General features: G+C 54.3%; 17 protein-coding genes. 13 read left to right on the top strand and 4 right to left on the bottom strand.

The annotated features are described in order from the left end of the window. Nucleotides 1-26: 26 nt before the first annotated feature. From ACOTZC_RS19435 to ACOTZC_RS19425, 3 genes are all read right to left on the bottom strand, one after another. Nucleotides 27-245: a YheU family protein gene (locus tag ACOTZC_RS19435; protein WP_008503016.1), complete on the bottom strand. Its 219-nt coding sequence runs from the start codon at nucleotides 243-245 to the stop codon at nucleotides 27-29. Beyond that, nucleotides 242-1,264: a hydrolase gene (locus ACOTZC_RS19430; RefSeq protein ID WP_039263094.1), complete on the bottom strand. Its 1,023-nt coding sequence runs from the start codon at nucleotides 1,262-1,264 to the stop codon at nucleotides 242-244. The genes ACOTZC_RS19435 and ACOTZC_RS19430 overlap by 4 nt, the downstream gene beginning before the upstream one ends. Before the next feature lie 112 nt (nucleotides 1,265-1,376). Beyond that, nucleotides 1,377-3,281 (bottom strand): ABC transporter ATP-binding protein, encoded by a 1,905-nt coding sequence (locus tag ACOTZC_RS19425; RefSeq protein WP_248162935.1) that lies wholly within the window; start codon nucleotides 3,279-3,281, stop codon nucleotides 1,377-1,379. 135 nt (nucleotides 3,282-3,416) lie between these two features. Between ACOTZC_RS19425 and kefG the strand changes: the two genes are divergently transcribed. The 4 genes from kefG to slyD all read left to right on the top strand — a co-directional run bounded on the left by kefG (nucleotide 3,417) and on the right by slyD (nucleotide 6,675). After that, complete coding sequence (gene kefG, locus ACOTZC_RS19420) at nucleotides 3,417-3,971, top strand: glutathione-regulated potassium-efflux system ancillary protein KefG (RefSeq protein ID WP_021242220.1); 555 nt, start codon at nucleotides 3,417-3,419, stop codon at nucleotides 3,969-3,971. Next, a complete protein-coding gene (kefB, locus tag ACOTZC_RS19415; RefSeq protein WP_023309462.1) occupies nucleotides 3,971-5,776 on the top strand; it encodes a glutathione-regulated potassium-efflux system protein KefB in 1,806 nt (601 codons plus the stop codon). The genes kefG and kefB overlap by 1 nt, the downstream gene beginning before the upstream one ends. A 13-nt stretch (nucleotides 5,777-5,789) precedes the next feature. Further along, the gene (locus tag ACOTZC_RS19410) at nucleotides 5,790-5,990 is read left to right on the top strand and encodes a YheV family putative zinc ribbon protein (RefSeq protein ID WP_033146793.1); all 201 of its coding nucleotides are present in this window, start codon (nucleotides 5,790-5,792) and stop codon (nucleotides 5,988-5,990) included. Nucleotides 5,991-6,084: 94 nt separating this feature from the next. Beyond that, nucleotides 6,085-6,675 carry a peptidylprolyl isomerase gene (gene slyD, locus ACOTZC_RS19405; protein ID WP_014833521.1) on the top strand — a complete coding sequence of 197 codons (591 nt, stop codon included), beginning with the start codon at nucleotides 6,085-6,087 and terminating at the stop codon, nucleotides 6,673-6,675. 197 nt (nucleotides 6,676-6,872) lie between these two features. Here slyD and ACOTZC_RS19400 read toward each other — a convergent pair whose 3' ends face one another. Further along, on the bottom strand, nucleotides 6,873-7,091 hold the full coding sequence (locus tag ACOTZC_RS19400) for a protein SlyX (protein WP_023309461.1): 219 nt from the start codon (nucleotides 7,089-7,091) through the stop codon (nucleotides 6,873-6,875). A 238-nt stretch (nucleotides 7,092-7,329) separates the two neighbouring features. Here ACOTZC_RS19400 and fkpA point away from each other — a divergent pair, with 238 nt between their 5' ends. The 9 genes from fkpA to ACOTZC_RS19355 all read left to right on the top strand — a co-directional run. Then, a complete protein-coding gene (fkpA, locus tag ACOTZC_RS19395) occupies nucleotides 7,330-8,148 on the top strand; it encodes an FKBP-type peptidyl-prolyl cis-trans isomerase (protein WP_023309460.1) in 819 nt (272 codons plus the stop codon). 168 nt (nucleotides 8,149-8,316) lie between these two features. After that, nucleotides 8,317-9,039, top strand: a complete 723-nt coding sequence (locus ACOTZC_RS19390; RefSeq protein WP_003861697.1) for a helix-turn-helix transcriptional regulator — start codon at nucleotides 8,317-8,319, stop codon at nucleotides 9,037-9,039. Continuing rightward, entirely contained in the window at nucleotides 9,039-9,425 is a 387-nt protein-coding gene (tusD, locus tag ACOTZC_RS19385) for a sulfurtransferase complex subunit TusD (protein WP_023309459.1), read from the top strand. Before ACOTZC_RS19390 ends, tusD begins: the two co-directional genes overlap by 1 nt. Next, nucleotides 9,425-9,784, top strand: coding sequence for a sulfurtransferase complex subunit TusC (gene tusC / locus ACOTZC_RS19380; RefSeq protein WP_163354630.1), 360 nt, complete (start codon nucleotides 9,425-9,427; stop codon nucleotides 9,782-9,784). Before tusD ends, tusC begins: the two co-directional genes overlap by 1 nt. 7 nt (nucleotides 9,785-9,791) lie before the next feature. Beyond that, on the top strand, nucleotides 9,792-10,079 hold the full coding sequence (gene tusB, locus ACOTZC_RS19375; protein WP_023309457.1) for a sulfurtransferase complex subunit TusB: 288 nt from the start codon (nucleotides 9,792-9,794) through the stop codon (nucleotides 10,077-10,079). A gap of 124 nt (nucleotides 10,080-10,203) precedes the next feature. Further along, nucleotides 10,204-10,578 (top strand): 30S ribosomal protein S12, encoded by a 375-nt coding sequence (gene rpsL, locus ACOTZC_RS19370; protein WP_000246815.1) that lies wholly within the window; start codon nucleotides 10,204-10,206, stop codon nucleotides 10,576-10,578. A 96-nt stretch (nucleotides 10,579-10,674) separates the two neighbouring features. Then, the gene (rpsG, locus tag ACOTZC_RS19365; protein WP_004106370.1) at nucleotides 10,675-11,145 is read left to right on the top strand and encodes a 30S ribosomal protein S7; all 471 of its coding nucleotides are present in this window, start codon (nucleotides 10,675-10,677) and stop codon (nucleotides 11,143-11,145) included. Nucleotides 11,146-11,241: 96 nt separating this feature from the next. Continuing rightward, nucleotides 11,242-13,356: an elongation factor G gene (gene fusA / locus ACOTZC_RS19360; RefSeq protein WP_008503004.1), complete on the top strand. Its 2,115-nt coding sequence runs from the start codon at nucleotides 11,242-11,244 to the stop codon at nucleotides 13,354-13,356. A 69-nt stretch (nucleotides 13,357-13,425) separates the two neighbouring features. After that, a partial coding sequence (locus ACOTZC_RS19355) for a GTP-binding protein (RefSeq protein WP_421635957.1) occupies nucleotides 13,426-14,081 on the top strand: 656 nt, incomplete at its 3' end.

The following is a 14,081-nucleotide window of genomic DNA, read 5'->3' as shown; positions in this document are numbered from 1 at the left end:
ACTCCCTGACTGAAAAGGGTGGAAGATCAGCCGTGAAACGCGTTGCGGGGCATGATATTGACCGTCTCATGCAGTTCTGACCACACCAGCACCACGTCGCCGCTTTTCAGCTGGCGCTTAACATCGTTGACCTTTTGCTCAAGCGAGCGTTCCTGTTCACCATAATCGGTGCCTTCGCGTAATACAAAGCTTTCAATCAGATTATCGAGCGTTTCGGGAGCCAGATCCTGCCAGGGAATAATCATTTTGCACCGTCCAGATAAGGGGTCAGCCAGTCAGGAATACGCGCCTCAAGCCACATTTTCGGGCGGCGCAGCGTGCCGCCGATAAACCCGACGTGGCCGCCATGCTCGGTCAACTGATAGTGAACGTTGTCGGGCAGGAATTCCTGAGCGGGGATCGAGTGATGATCCATAAACGGGTCATCTTTGGCATGAATAATCAACGTTGGCTGCGTGATCTTGCTGAGCAGCGGCATGGCGCTGCACTGACGATAATAGTCAATCGCATCGGCGAAGCCGTGGATTTTCGCGGTGATCAGGTCGTCGAACTCACGGATACGACGCACCTTTTTCAGCTGGCGCAGGCTGACCGGCAGGGTATCCGGGTAGGCCTTCAGCTTACGCGCCGCGTTGGCCTTCAAAAGGTTGAGCAGGTAGCGCTGATAGACGCGGGAAAAGCCCTTATCCATGTGGTAGCTGCACTGCTCGAGCATAAACGGCGCGGAGACAATGACGGCGGCATCCAGCGGGACGCTTTCGCCCTCTTTGGCCAGCAGGCAGGCCAGCATATTACCGCCCAGCGAGTAGCCCACGGCGGCCGTTGGCACGGTGCCATAATTTTCCCGCAGCCAGTGTAAAAACCACGTCCCGTCTTCGGTTTCACCCGAGTGATAAATGCGTTTCTGACGATTCGGTTCGCCGCTGCAGCCGCGAAAATGCATCACCACGCCGAGCCAGCCGCGCGCTTTTGCCGCCTCAATTAGCCCATGCGCATACGGGCTGTGCAGGCTGCCTTCCAGACCGTGGAAAACCACCAGACGCGGCTTATGGCGAGCCTGTTCAGGCGCTTCGCTCCAGGCGAGATCCAGAAAATCACCGTCTGGCAGGTCAAGCCGTTGCCAGTGCGGGGTGAACTGAACCTTGCGGCGGATCAGTCGCGGCAGCATGGTCTGCAAATGGGGATTGGCCACGCCGCGCATAGGCACGAACTCAGTGCTGTCTTCGGCCGCAATGTCGAAGTCTGATGGAATGATTTGGGTCATAAGCGCGATGCTGATTCTTGTCGGAAATTTACGAGACTTTCCGAATTGTACCCCGTTTAAGCTGGATTTCCGAACCCGGTACGGATTCTGTTCTTCAAACGGGGTAAACAGGTCAGTCAGCCTGCAGCATCGCTTCCAGCTGTTCCTGCGCGTCGAGCCACGCCATCTCGCACTCTTCGAGACTGGATTTGGTCTTCGCCTGGGTTTGCAGGCAGTCGGTCAGCTCCGCTTTGCGGCTCTGGTCATACAGGCCGCTATCGCCAAGCTTCTCTTCAACGACAGCCAGCGTGGCGTTGAGTTTTTCCATCTCTTTTTCGAGACGGGTAATCTCTTTACGCAGCGGCTGCGTCTGGGTGCGAAGCTCCGCTTCACGACGCTTCTGGTCTTTACGCGCCTGCGCGCTGTTGGCGTTGTCTTTCGCTGACTCTTCCGGCTGGTTTTCCTGCTTCTGCACGTCCGTCAGCCACTGCTGGTAGTCTTGCAGATCGCCGTCGAACGGTTCAACTTTGCCGCCGTGCACTAAATAGAGATCGTCCGTGGTGGAGCGGATCAGGTGACGATCGTGCGAAACCACCACCAGCGCGCCTTCGAACTCAATCAGCGCTTCGGTCAGCGCCTGGCGCATGTCGAGATCCAGGTGGTTGGTCGGTTCATCGAGCAGCAGCAGGTTCGGGCGCTGCCAGACGATCAGCGCCAGCACCAGGCGGGCCTTTTCGCCGCCGGAGAAGCGCTCGGTGTTTTCAGTCACCTTATCGCCCTGGAAGCCAAAGCCGCCGAGATAGTCGCGCAGCTTCTGCTCCATCTCCTGCGGCGCCAGACGCGCGAGGTGCTGAATCGGCGATTCATCCGCGCGTAAAAATTCCAGCTGATGCTGGGCGAAGTAACCCAGCTTGATGCCCTTCGCGAGGCCGATTTCGCCGCTGACCGGGTTAAGCTCGCCCGCCAGCAGTTTGATCAGCGTCGATTTACCGGCGCCGTTACGCCCCAGCAGGCCGATGCGTGAACCCGGCACCAGGTTGAGCTTGATGGAATCGAGAATAATGCGGTCGGCATAGCCCGCGCTGACTTTCTCCATCTTCAGCAGCGGGTTAGGCAGGCTTTCCGGCTCGCGGAAGCTGAAGTGGAATGGGTTATCCACGTGCGCCGGGGCGATCATCTCCATACGTTCCAGCATCTTGATGCGGCTCTGGGCCTGCTTGGCTTTTGAGGCTTTGGCCTTAAAGCGATCCACAAAGCTCTGCAGGTGCGCCACGCGCTGCTGCTGGCTTTCGTACATGGACTGCTGCTGGGCGAGACGCGTCGCGCGCTGGCGCTCGAAGGAGCTGTAGTTGCCGGTGTACTCGAACATCGTTTGCTGTTCGATATGAATGATTTTATCCACTACCGGGTCAAGGAAGTCGCGGTCGTGGGAGATCAGAATCAGAGTGCCCTGATAGCTCTTGAGCCACTTCTCCAGCCAAATAACCGCATCGAGATCGAGGTGGTTGGTCGGTTCGTCAAGCAACAGCAGGTCAGAGCGGCAGATCAGCGCCTGCGCCAGGTTGAGGCGCATACGCCAGCCGCCGGAGAAGTCGCTGACCGGGCGTTCCAGCTGTTCGTTGCTGAAGCCGAGACCGTGCAGCAGGCTGGAGGCGCGGGAGCGAATGGTCCACGCGTCGATGGCGTCCAGCTTGCCGTGAACGGTGGCGATGGCGTGACCGTCGTTGCGCTCGTTAGCAGAATGAAGTTCCGCTTCGAGCTTGCGGTATTCACGGTCGCCGTCGATAACATAGTCGAGTGCCGGTTCGCTCAGCGCCGGCGTCTCCTGGTTTACCCAGGCGAGCTGCCAGTTTCCCGGGAAGGTGAAGTTACCGCCATCCGCGCTAATCTCGTTTTTCAGCAGCGCCAGCAGGGTGGATTTACCGCAGCCGTTTTTACCGACCAGACCCACTTTTTGGCCCGGGTTGATGGTAGCAGTGGCGTTATCCAGCAGGACGCGCACGCCGCGACGAATTTGTAACGAGGAGAAAACAATCATAGAAGCGCCGTATGTTCCGACTATGTTAATTTGTCATTATGATAATGTAAGGTGTGGGCCATTTTCCGCACCGGGCCGCCATGGTAGCCCAAAACAGCGACGATACACAAAAACAGAAACAAGACCGGGAGGGGAATGATGTCTCAGACAGCAAAAGTGCTGCTGCTGTATGCCCATCCGGAATCTCAGGACTCGGTGGCAAACCGGGTGCTGCTTAAGCCGGCCACACAGCTTAGTAACGTAACGGTGCACGATCTCTACGCGCACTATCCTGATTTCTTTATTGATATCCCTTACGAGCAGGAACTGCTGCGTCAGCATGACGTGATTGTGTTCCAGCATCCGCTTTATACCTATAGCTGTCCGGCGCTGCTGAAAGAGTGGCTGGACCGAGTGCTGAGCCGGGGCTTCTCCAGCGGGGTGGGGGGCAACCAGCTGGCGGGAAAGTACTGGCGTAGCGTGATTACGACCGGTGAACCCGAAAGCGCTTACCGCCACGACGGGCTGAACCGTTATCCGATGAGCGACATCCTGCGGCCATTCGAGCTGACGGCGGCCATGTGCCGTATGCACTGGATGAGCCCGATTATTGTCTACTGGGCGCGGCGTCAGGATCCGAAAGAGCTGGCAAGCCACGCCAGAGCCTATGGTGAATGGCTGGCGTCACCCATTCCGGCAGGAGGTCGTTAATGGAAGGATCGAATTTGCTCCTCGCCGGGGTGCTGTTTTTATTTGCGGCCGTCGTCGCGGTGCCGCTTGCTGCACGGATTGGTATCGGCGCGGTGCTGGGGTATCTGCTGGCGGGGATCGCGATTGGCCCCTGGGGGCTGGGATTCATCAGCGATGTCGATGAGATTCTCCATTTCTCCGAGCTGGGCGTGGTGTTCCTGATGTTCATCATCGGCCTGGAGCTGAATCCTTCGAAATTGTGGCAGCTCCGACGCTCTATCTTTGGCGTGGGCGCCGCGCAGGTGTTGTTCAGCGCCGCGATCCTGGGTGGCCTGTTAATGCTGACCAACTTTTCATGGCAGGCGGCGGTGATTGGCGGGATAGGCCTTGCGATGTCGTCAACGGCGATGGCGCTGCAGCTGATGCGCGATAAGGGGATGAATCGCAACGAAGCCGGTCAGCTGGGCTTTTCGGTGCTGCTGTTCCAGGATTTGGCGGTGATCCCGGCGCTGGCGCTTGTGCCGCTGCTGGCGGGGTCCGGGGACGATCACTTCGACTGGGCTAAAATCGCCATGAAGGTGCTGGCCTTCGCGGGCATGCTGATTGGCGGTCGTTTCCTGTTACGTCCCGTGTTCCGCTTTATTGCCGCGTCGGGCGTTCGCGAGGTGTTTACCGCCGCGACGCTGCTGCTGGTGCTGGGATCGGCGTTGTTTATGGACGCGCTGGGGCTGTCGATGGCGCTCGGGACCTTTATCGCCGGGGTGCTGCTGGCGGAGAGCGAGTATCGGCACGAGCTGGAAATTGCCATCGATCCCTTCAAAGGGCTGCTGTTAGGCCTGTTCTTTATTTCGGTGGGGATGGCGCTTAACCTCGGTGTGCTCTATACCCATCTGCTGTGGGTGGTCGTGAGCGTCGCCATCCTGGTGGCGGTGAAGATGCTGGTGCTGTACGTGATGTCACGTATCTACGGGCTGCGCAGTTCGGAACGCATGCAGTTTGCCAGCGTGTTGAGCCAGGGAGGCGAGTTCGCGTTTGTGCTGTTCTCCACCGCATCCTCCCAGAAGCTGTTTAAAGACGATCAGATGGCGCTTTTGCTGGTGACGGTCACGCTGTCTATGATGACCACGCCGCTGCTGATGAAGCTGGTGGATAAACTGCTGTCGCGTCGCCTGAATCCAACTGACGATGAAGACGAAGCGCCGTGGGTGGAAGACGACAAGCCGCAGGTGATTGTGGTGGGCTTTGGCCGTTTCGGACAGGTTATCGGGCGTTTGCTGATGGCGAACAAAATGCGCATTACGGTACTGGAACGGGATATCAGCGCGGTCAACCTGATGCGTAAATATGGCTACAAGGTTTACTACGGCGACGCGACCCAGCTCGAGCTGCTGCGCTCGGCGGGGGCCGAAGCGGCAGAGTCCATCGTAATTACCTGTAACGATCCGGAAGACACGATGAAGCTGGTGGAGCTGTGCCAGCAGCATTTCCCGCATCTGCATATTCTGGCGCGTGCGCGGGGACGTGTTGAAGCTCACGAATTGTTGCAGGCGGGTGTGAAACACTTCTCCCGTGAGACGTTCTCCAGTGCGCTGGAGCTGGGTCGTAAGGCGCTGATCTCGCTCGGCATGCATCCGCATCAGGCGCAGCGCGCCCAGATGCACTTCCGCCGGCTGGATATGCGGATGTTGCGCGAGCTGATGCCGGTACATACCGATACGGCGCAGATCTCCCGCGTGCGGGAAGCGCGTCGCGAGCTGGAGGAGATCTTCCAGCGAGAGATGCAACAGGAACGACGCCAGCTTGATGGCTGGGATGAATTTGAATAAAGGGTAACGAAAGATGGCTGTACGTAAACGCTTTATCGCGGGTGCAAAATGCCCGACCTGCCAGGCGCAAGATACCCTGGCGATGTGGCGGGAAAATAATGTTGATGTTGTTGAGTGTGTTAAGTGCGGTCACCAGATGCGTGAGGCCGATAAAGAGGCCCGCGATCACGTTCGCAAAGAAGAGCAAGTTATCGGGATTTTTCATCCGGACTAGCGATATGCCCTGAGTTTTTTTAAGCTAAAGGGTACACGGGTGCAGATTTCCGCTACAATCTGCGCCAGCAATTTTCCCACGCTCAGGAGATATCATGAAAGTAGCAAAAGACCTGGTGGTCAGCCTGGCCTATCAGGTACGTACAGAAGACGGTGTGTTGGTTGATGAGTCTCCGGTGAGTGCGCCGCTTGACTACCTGCATGGTCACGGTTCCCTGATTTCTGGCCTGGAAAACGCGCTGGAAGGTCATGAAGTTGGCGACAAATTTGACGTTGCTGTAGGCGCGAACGACGCTTACGGTCAGTATGACGACAATCTGGTTCAGCGCGTTCCTAAAGACGTGTTCATGGGCGTTGACGAACTGCAGGTTGGCATGCGCTTCCTGGCTGAAACTGACCAGGGTCCGGTTCCTGTTGAAATCACCGAAGTGGAAGATGACCACGTCGTGGTTGACGGTAACCACATGCTGGCTGGCCAGAACCTGAAGTTCAACGTAGAAGTTGTTGCGATCCGTGAAGCGACCGAAGAAGAGCTGGCTCATGGCCACGTTCACGGTGCACACGGTCACGACCATGACCACGATCACGGCCACGACGGCTGCTGCGGTGGTCACGGCCACGATCACGACCATGGTCACGACCACGGTAAAGGTGGTTGCGGTAACGGCGGCTGCGGCTGCCACTAATACCCGTCGTCTTTCAAGTCGCAGGTGCGTTGGCTGCGCTTTCAAACCCCTGTCACATAGTTATCTATGCTCCCGGGGATTTTCAAGCTTGCCGCCTTCCTGCGACTCGAAATCCATAGGGTATTTGGTATGTAGGCCCGGTAAGCTTCGCGCCACCGGGCACAAAAAAAGCGGGATTATCCCGCTTTTTTTACGCCTCAATAATGAGGAGGTGGCGTCTCTTCTGACTGAGAGGCAATGTTTGACGGCTGTGTAGCCTTCAGCTTTTCCGTCAGCAGGCGCATATGATCCCGCAGTTTTGCCATTTCGAGCTCATGTGCGGTCACGGTCTGGTTTAGCTCTTCGATGGTGATGTCCTGAAAAGCCAGGCGGCTTTCCAGCTCAGCCATTCTCGCTTCTATTGCTGTATCCTTCATCATTCACCTCGTTTGTTTCAGATTCGCCATAATGGCCCTGCGGCGGCGCAGTTTAACTGAGTTTATCCTTAAGTACAGTCTGCATCCCTTTGGCAGGAAACTTATTTAAACAAAAATAGTCTGAAAAGTGGCGAGAATTGGAAGTGTCTGTCTGTAGATTTCTTCCGCAACGTTTTATAGTACGTAACTCATTTACGTTTAACGCTGGGGTGAGAGTCCCCAGGCCCTGGAGATATGGATGAAATCACTGTTTAAAGTAACGCTGCTGGCGACGACGATGGCTGTTGCGCTGAACGCGCCGCTGTCATTCGCTGCTGATACTGCTGCGAAGCCTGCTGCCACTGCAGACAGCAAAGCGGCGTTCAAAAATGACGACCAGAAATCCGCCTATGCACTGGGCGCATCTCTGGGTCGCTACATGGAAAACTCTCTGAAAGAACAAGAAAAACTGGGCATCAAACTGGATAAAGCTCAGCTGATCGCGGGCGTTCAGGACGCATTTGCAGATAAGAGCAAGCTGTCTGACCAGGAAATTGAACAGACTCTGCAGGCGTTCGAAGCGCGCGTGAAGGGTGCCGCGCAGACCAAGATGGACGCGGACGCTAAAGACAACGAAGCGAAAGGTAAAGCCTACCGCGACACCTTTGCCAAAGAGAAAGGTGTGAAAACCTCTTCTACTGGCCTGGTGTACAAAGTTGAGAAAGAAGGCACCGGCGATGCGCCTAAAGACAGCGACACCGTTGTTGTGAACTACAAAGGTACGCTGATCGACGGTAAAGAGTTCGATAACTCTTACACCCGCGGTGAGCCGCTCTCCTTCCGTCTGGATGGTGTGATCCCGGGCTGGACTGAAGGCCTGAAAAACATCAAGAAAGGCGGCAAGATCAAGATGGTTATCCCACCGGATCTGGCCTATGGCAAAACCGGCGTTCCGGGTATCCCTGCTAACTCTACGCTGGTCTTTGACGTAGAGCTGCTGGATATCAAACCGGCACCGAAAGCGGATGCGAAAGCAGACGCACCGGCTGACGATAAAGCCGCTGCTGCTAAGAAGTAATGTTGAAAAAAAAACCGCCGCCTTTAAGGCGGCGGTTTTTTTATTGTGGGGCAGATATAATTAACACTGGAAAGCGCTACGCACGCTGTATTAATTTAGTTGTCCGTGTAGATAATGAGCCTGCCCTGAAAACCTAACGACAGGCTCCTGAAAAGGAGTGTTTTTTTCATGTCCAGGTCGCTTTTAACCAACGAAACCAGTGAACTTGATTTGCTGGATCAACGTCCTTTCGATCAGACCGACTTCGATATTCTGAAATCCTACGAAGCGGTAGTGGACGGGTTAGCGATGCTCATTGGCTCCCACTGCGAAATCGTATTGCACTCCCTGCAAGATCTGAAGTGTTCCGCCATCCGCATTGCGAATGGTGAGCATACTGGCCGTAAAATTGGTTCGCCAATTACCGACCTTGCATTGCGTATGCTGCATGACATGACCGGCGCGGACAGCAGCGTCTCCAAATGCTATTTCACCCGCGCCAAAAGCGGCGTGCTGATGAAATCAGAAACCATCGCGATTCGAAACCGCGAGCATCGTGTTATTGGGCTGCTGTGCATCAACATGAACCTTGATGTGCCATTCTCGCAAATCATGAGCACCTTTATTCCACCAGAAACGCCGGATGTTGGCTCTTCTGTTAACTTTGCCTCCTCTGTTGAAGATCTGGTGACGCAGACGCTTGAGTTTACGATTGAAGAGGTGAATGCCGATCGCAACGTCTCGAACAACGCCAAGAATCGTCAGATCGTGCTCAATCTTTATGAAAAAGGGATTTTTGATATTAAAGACGCCATCAACCAGGTGGCCGATCGTCTGAACATCTCCAAGCACACGGTCTACCTCTACATTCGCCAGTTCAAAAGCGGCGATTTCCTGGGACAAGACAAGTAATGCGTTTTGCGTTAATGGTGACAGGCCCGGCGTACGGTACTCAGCAGGCCAGCAGCGCGCTGCAGTTTGCGCATGCGCTACTGGCGGCCGGACACGAGCTGGCGAGCGTCTTCTTCTATCGGGAAGGGGTGTATAACGCGAATCAGTTTACGTCACCGGCGAGCGACGAGTTCGATCTGGTGCGTTCCTGGCAGGCATTAAACGAAAAGCAGGGCGTAGAACTGCACATCTGCGTGGCGGCGGCACTGCGCCGCGGCGTGACTGATGCAACCGAAGCCGCGCGTCTTGGTTTATCGGGTTCTAACCTGCAGCCCGGCTTTTCGTTGAGTGGCCTGGGTGCACTGGCACAGGCGGCATTGACCTGCGACAGAGTGGTGCAATTCTGATGAAGCGTGTCGCGTTTGTTTTTTCCTCCGCACCGCACGGCAATGCGTCAGGCAGAGAAGGGCTGGATGCGCTGCTCGCGACCTCAGCATTGACCGAAGATATCGGTGTCTTCTTTTTGGGCGACGGCGTATTTCAGCTTCTGGCGGGGCAACAGCCTCAGGCCATTCTGGCGCGTGATTACATCGCAACGTTCAAAGTGTTACCGCTTTACGATATCGAAACCTTCTATGTCTGTGCCGACTCCCTGGCCGCGCGCGGTTTAAACGAGACAACGCCTTTCGTGCTGGATGTGACAGTCATGTCTTCTGCTGCATTGCGCGAACACCTTTCCCACTACGACACCGTTCTGACTTTCTGAGGCTGACATGCTCCATACTCTGAGCCATTCACCGTGGCAATGTGATATCGACGCGTTACTGAGTATGCTGCGCGAAGGTGATGATCTGCTGCTGATTCAGGATGGCGTGCTTGCCGCACTGGAAGGCAGTCGTTTCGTTGAAATTCTCACGAATGCCCCCATAACAGTCTCTGCGCTGAAGGACGATCTGGATGCGCGGGGTCTTTCTGGTCAAATTTCAACCAAAATTGACGTGGTTGGCTATACTGATTTCGTCAATCTTACTGTGACGCACGCCAGTCAAATGAACTGGTGATTTGAGATCGCTGTATATTTCTTGACACCTTTTCGACGTAGCCCTAAAATTTCGCGTCCTCATATTGTATGAGGTCGTTTTATTACGTGTTTACGAAGCAAAAGCTAAAACCAGGAGCTATTTAATGGCAACAGTTAACCAGCTGGTACGCAAACCACGCGCACGCAAAGTTGCAAAGAGCAACGTGCCTGCGCTGGAAGCCTGCCCGCAGAAACGTGGTGTATGTACTCGTGTATATACCACCACTCCTAAAAAACCAAACTCCGCACTGCGTAAAGTATGCCGTGTGCGTTTGACTAACGGTTTCGAAGTGACTTCCTACATCGGTGGTGAAGGTCACAACCTGCAGGAACACTCCGTGATCCTGATCCGTGGCGGTCGTGTTAAAGACCTTCCGGGTGTTCGTTACCACACCGTTCGTGGTGCGCTCGACTGCTCAGGTGTTAAAGACCGTAAGCAGGCTCGCTCCAAGTACGGCGTGAAGCGTCCTAAGGCTTAATGGTTCTCCGTTAAGTAAGGCCAAACTGATTTATCTTAATGTCAAACTAAACTCTTTGAGTTTTGGACAATCCTGAATTAACAACGGAGTATTCCCATGCCACGTCGTCGCGTCATTGGTCAGCGTAAAATTCTTCCAGATCCGAAATTCGGATCAGAACTGCTGGCAAAATTTGTAAATATCCTGATGGTAGATGGTAAAAAATCTACTGCAGAAGCAATCGTATACAGCGCGCTTGAGACCCTGGCTCAGCGTTCTGGTAAAAATGAACTGGAAGCTTTCGAAGTCGCTCTCGACAACGTTCGCCCAACCGTAGAAGTTAAGTCCCGCCGCGTTGGTGGTTCTACTTATCAGGTTCCAGTTGAAGTTCGTCCGGTTCGTCGTAATGCTCTGGCAATGCGTTGGATCGTTGAAGCTGCTCGTAAACGCGGTGATAAATCCATGGCTCTGCGTCTGGCGAACGAACTTTCTGATGCTGCAGACAACAAAGGTACTGCAGTTAAGAAACGTGAAGACGTTCACCGTATGGCAGAAGCCAACAAGGCGTTCGCACACTACCGTTGGTAATCCCTTCGGAGTATTAGTCACCAGGCGGGCGCTTCAGAGAAACCGCCCGCTCTGGGTAACTTAACTGAACGCCTAAAGATATAAACGAGGAATCAAATGGCTCGTACAACACCCATCGCACGCTACCGTAACATCGGTATCAGTGCGCACATCGACGCCGGTAAAACCACTACTACCGAACGTATTCTGTTCTACACCGGTGTAAACCACAAAATCGGTGAAGTTCATGACGGCGCAGCCACCATGGACTGGATGGAACAGGAGCAGGAGCGTGGTATCACTATCACCTCCGCAGCGACTACTGCATTCTGGTCAGGTATGGCTAAGCAGTACGAACCGCATCGCGTAAACATCATCGACACCCCAGGGCACGTTGACTTCACCATCGAAGTAGAACGTTCCATGCGTGTTCTTGACGGCGCGGTAATGGTTTATTGCGCAGTTGGTGGTGTTCAGCCACAGTCTGAAACCGTATGGCGTCAGGCGAACAAATATAAAGTTCCACGCATCGCGTTCGTTAACAAAATGGACCGTATGGGTGCTAACTTCCTGAAAGTTGTTGGCCAGATCAAAACCCGTCTGGGCGCGAACCCTGTTCCGCTGCAGCTGGCAATTGGTGCTGAAGAAGGCTTCACCGGCGTTATCGACCTGGTGAAAATGAAAGCCATCAACTGGAACGATGCAGACCAGGGCGTTACCTTCGAATACGAAGATATCCCAGCTGCAATGCAGGACCTGGCTGACGAATGGCACCAGAACCTGATCGAATCCGCTGCTGAAGCTTCTGAAGAGCTGATGGAGAAATACCTGGGTGGTGAAGAACTGACTGAAGAAGAGATCAAAAAAGCTCTGCGTCAGCGCGTTCTGAACAACGAAATCATCCTGGTAACCTGTGGTTCTGCGTTCAAGAACAAAGGTGTTCAGGCGATGCTGGATGCGGTAGTTGACTACCTGCCATCCCCGGTTGACGTTCCTGCGATCAACGGCATCCTGGACGACGGTAAAGATACTCCGGCTGAGCGTCACGCAAGCGACGAAGAGCCATTCTCTGCACTGGCGTTCAAAATTGCTACCGACCCATTCGTGGGTAACCTGACCTTCTTCCGCGTTTACTCTGGTGTGGTTAACTCCGGTGACACCATCCTGAACTCCGTGAAAGCGGCGCGTGAACGTTTTGGCCGTATCGTACAGATGCACGCTAACAAACGTGAAGAGATCAAAGAAGTTCGTGCGGGCGACATCGCTGCAGCTATCGGTCTGAAAGACGTGACCACTGGTGACACCCTGTGTGACCCGGATCACCCGATCATTCTGGAGCGTATGGAATTCCCTGAGCCGGTAATCTCCATCGCAGTTGAACCAAAAACCAAAGCTGACCAGGAAAAAATGGGTCTGGCTCTGGGCCGTCTGGCGAAAGAAGACCCATCATTCCGCGTATGGACTGATGAAGAATCTAACCAGACCATCATCGCTGGTATGGGTGAACTGCACCTGGACATCATCGTTGACCGTATGAAGCGTGAATTCAACGTTGAAGCGAACGTGGGTAAACCTCAGGTTGCTTACCGCGAAGCGATTCGCGCGAAAGTTACCGACATTGAAGGTAAGCACGCTAAGCAGTCTGGTGGTCGCGGTCAGTACGGTCACGTTGTGATCGACATGTACCCACTGGAGCCGGGCTCTAACCCGAAAGGTTACGAGTTCATCAACGACATCAAAGGTGGTGTAATTCCTGGCGAATACATCCCAGCCGTTGATAAAGGCATCCAGGAACAGCTGAAAGCGGGCCCTCTGGCTGGCTATCCGGTTGTTGATATGGGTGTTCGTCTGCACTTCGGTTCTTACCACGACGTTGACTCCTCTGAACTGGCGTTTAAACTGGCTGCGTCTATTGCCTTTAAAGAAGGCTTTAAGAAAGCAAAACCAGTTCTGCTTGAGCCAATCATGAAGGTTGAAGTAGAAACTCCTGAAGAGAACACCGGTGACGTTATCGGTGACTTGAGCCGTCGTCGCGGTATGCTGCGTGGTCAGGAATCCGAAGTAACTGGCGTTAAGATCCACGCTGAAGTTCCGCTGTCTGAAATGTTCGGATATGCAACTCAGCTGCGTTCTCTGACCAAAGGTCGTGCATCATACACCATGGAATTCCTGAAGTATGATGATGCGCCTAACAACGTTGCTCAGGCCGTTATTGAAGCCCGTGGTAAGTAATCCACAGGATTAAAACCTAAGTCCCGTGCTCTCTCCACAGGGGAGAGCACTATAGTAAGGAATATAGCCGTGTCTAAAGAAAAATTTGAACGTACAAAACCGCACGTCAACGTTGGTACTATCGGCCACGTTGACCATGGTAAAACTACCCTGACTGCTGCAATCACTACCGTTCTGGCTAAAACCTACGGTGGTTCTGCTCGTGCATTCGACCAGATCGATAACGCACCAGAAGAAAAAGCTCGTGGTATCACCATCAACACTTCCCACGTTGAATATGACACCCCGACTCGCCACTACGCACACGTAGACTGCCCAGGCCACGCCGACTATGTTAAAAACATGATCACCGGTGCTGCGCAGATGGACGGCGCGATCCTGGTTGTTGCTGCGACTGACGGCCCAATGCCTCAGACTCGTGAGCACATCCTGCTGGGTCGTCAGGTAGGCGTTCCTTTCATCATCGTGTTCCTGAACAAATGCGACATGGTTGATGATGAAGAGCTGCTGGAACTGGTAGAGATGGAAGTTCGTGAACTGCTGTCTCAGTACGATTTCCCGGGCGACGATACCCCAATCGTTCGTGGTTCTGCTCTGAAAGCGCTGGAAGGCGAAGCTGAGTGGGAAGCGAAAATCATCGAACTGGCTGGCTTCCTGGATTCTTACATCCCAGAACCAGAGCGTGCGATTGACAAGCCATTCCTGCTGCCAATCGAAGACGTATT

The sequence above is a fragment of the Enterobacter cloacae complex sp. SHL009 genome, assembly GCF_049237205.1.
GTDB lineage: Bacteria > Pseudomonadota > Gammaproteobacteria > Enterobacterales > Enterobacteriaceae > Enterobacter > Enterobacter cloacae_M.
This window is presented reverse-complemented; position numbering and strand designations above follow the sequence as displayed.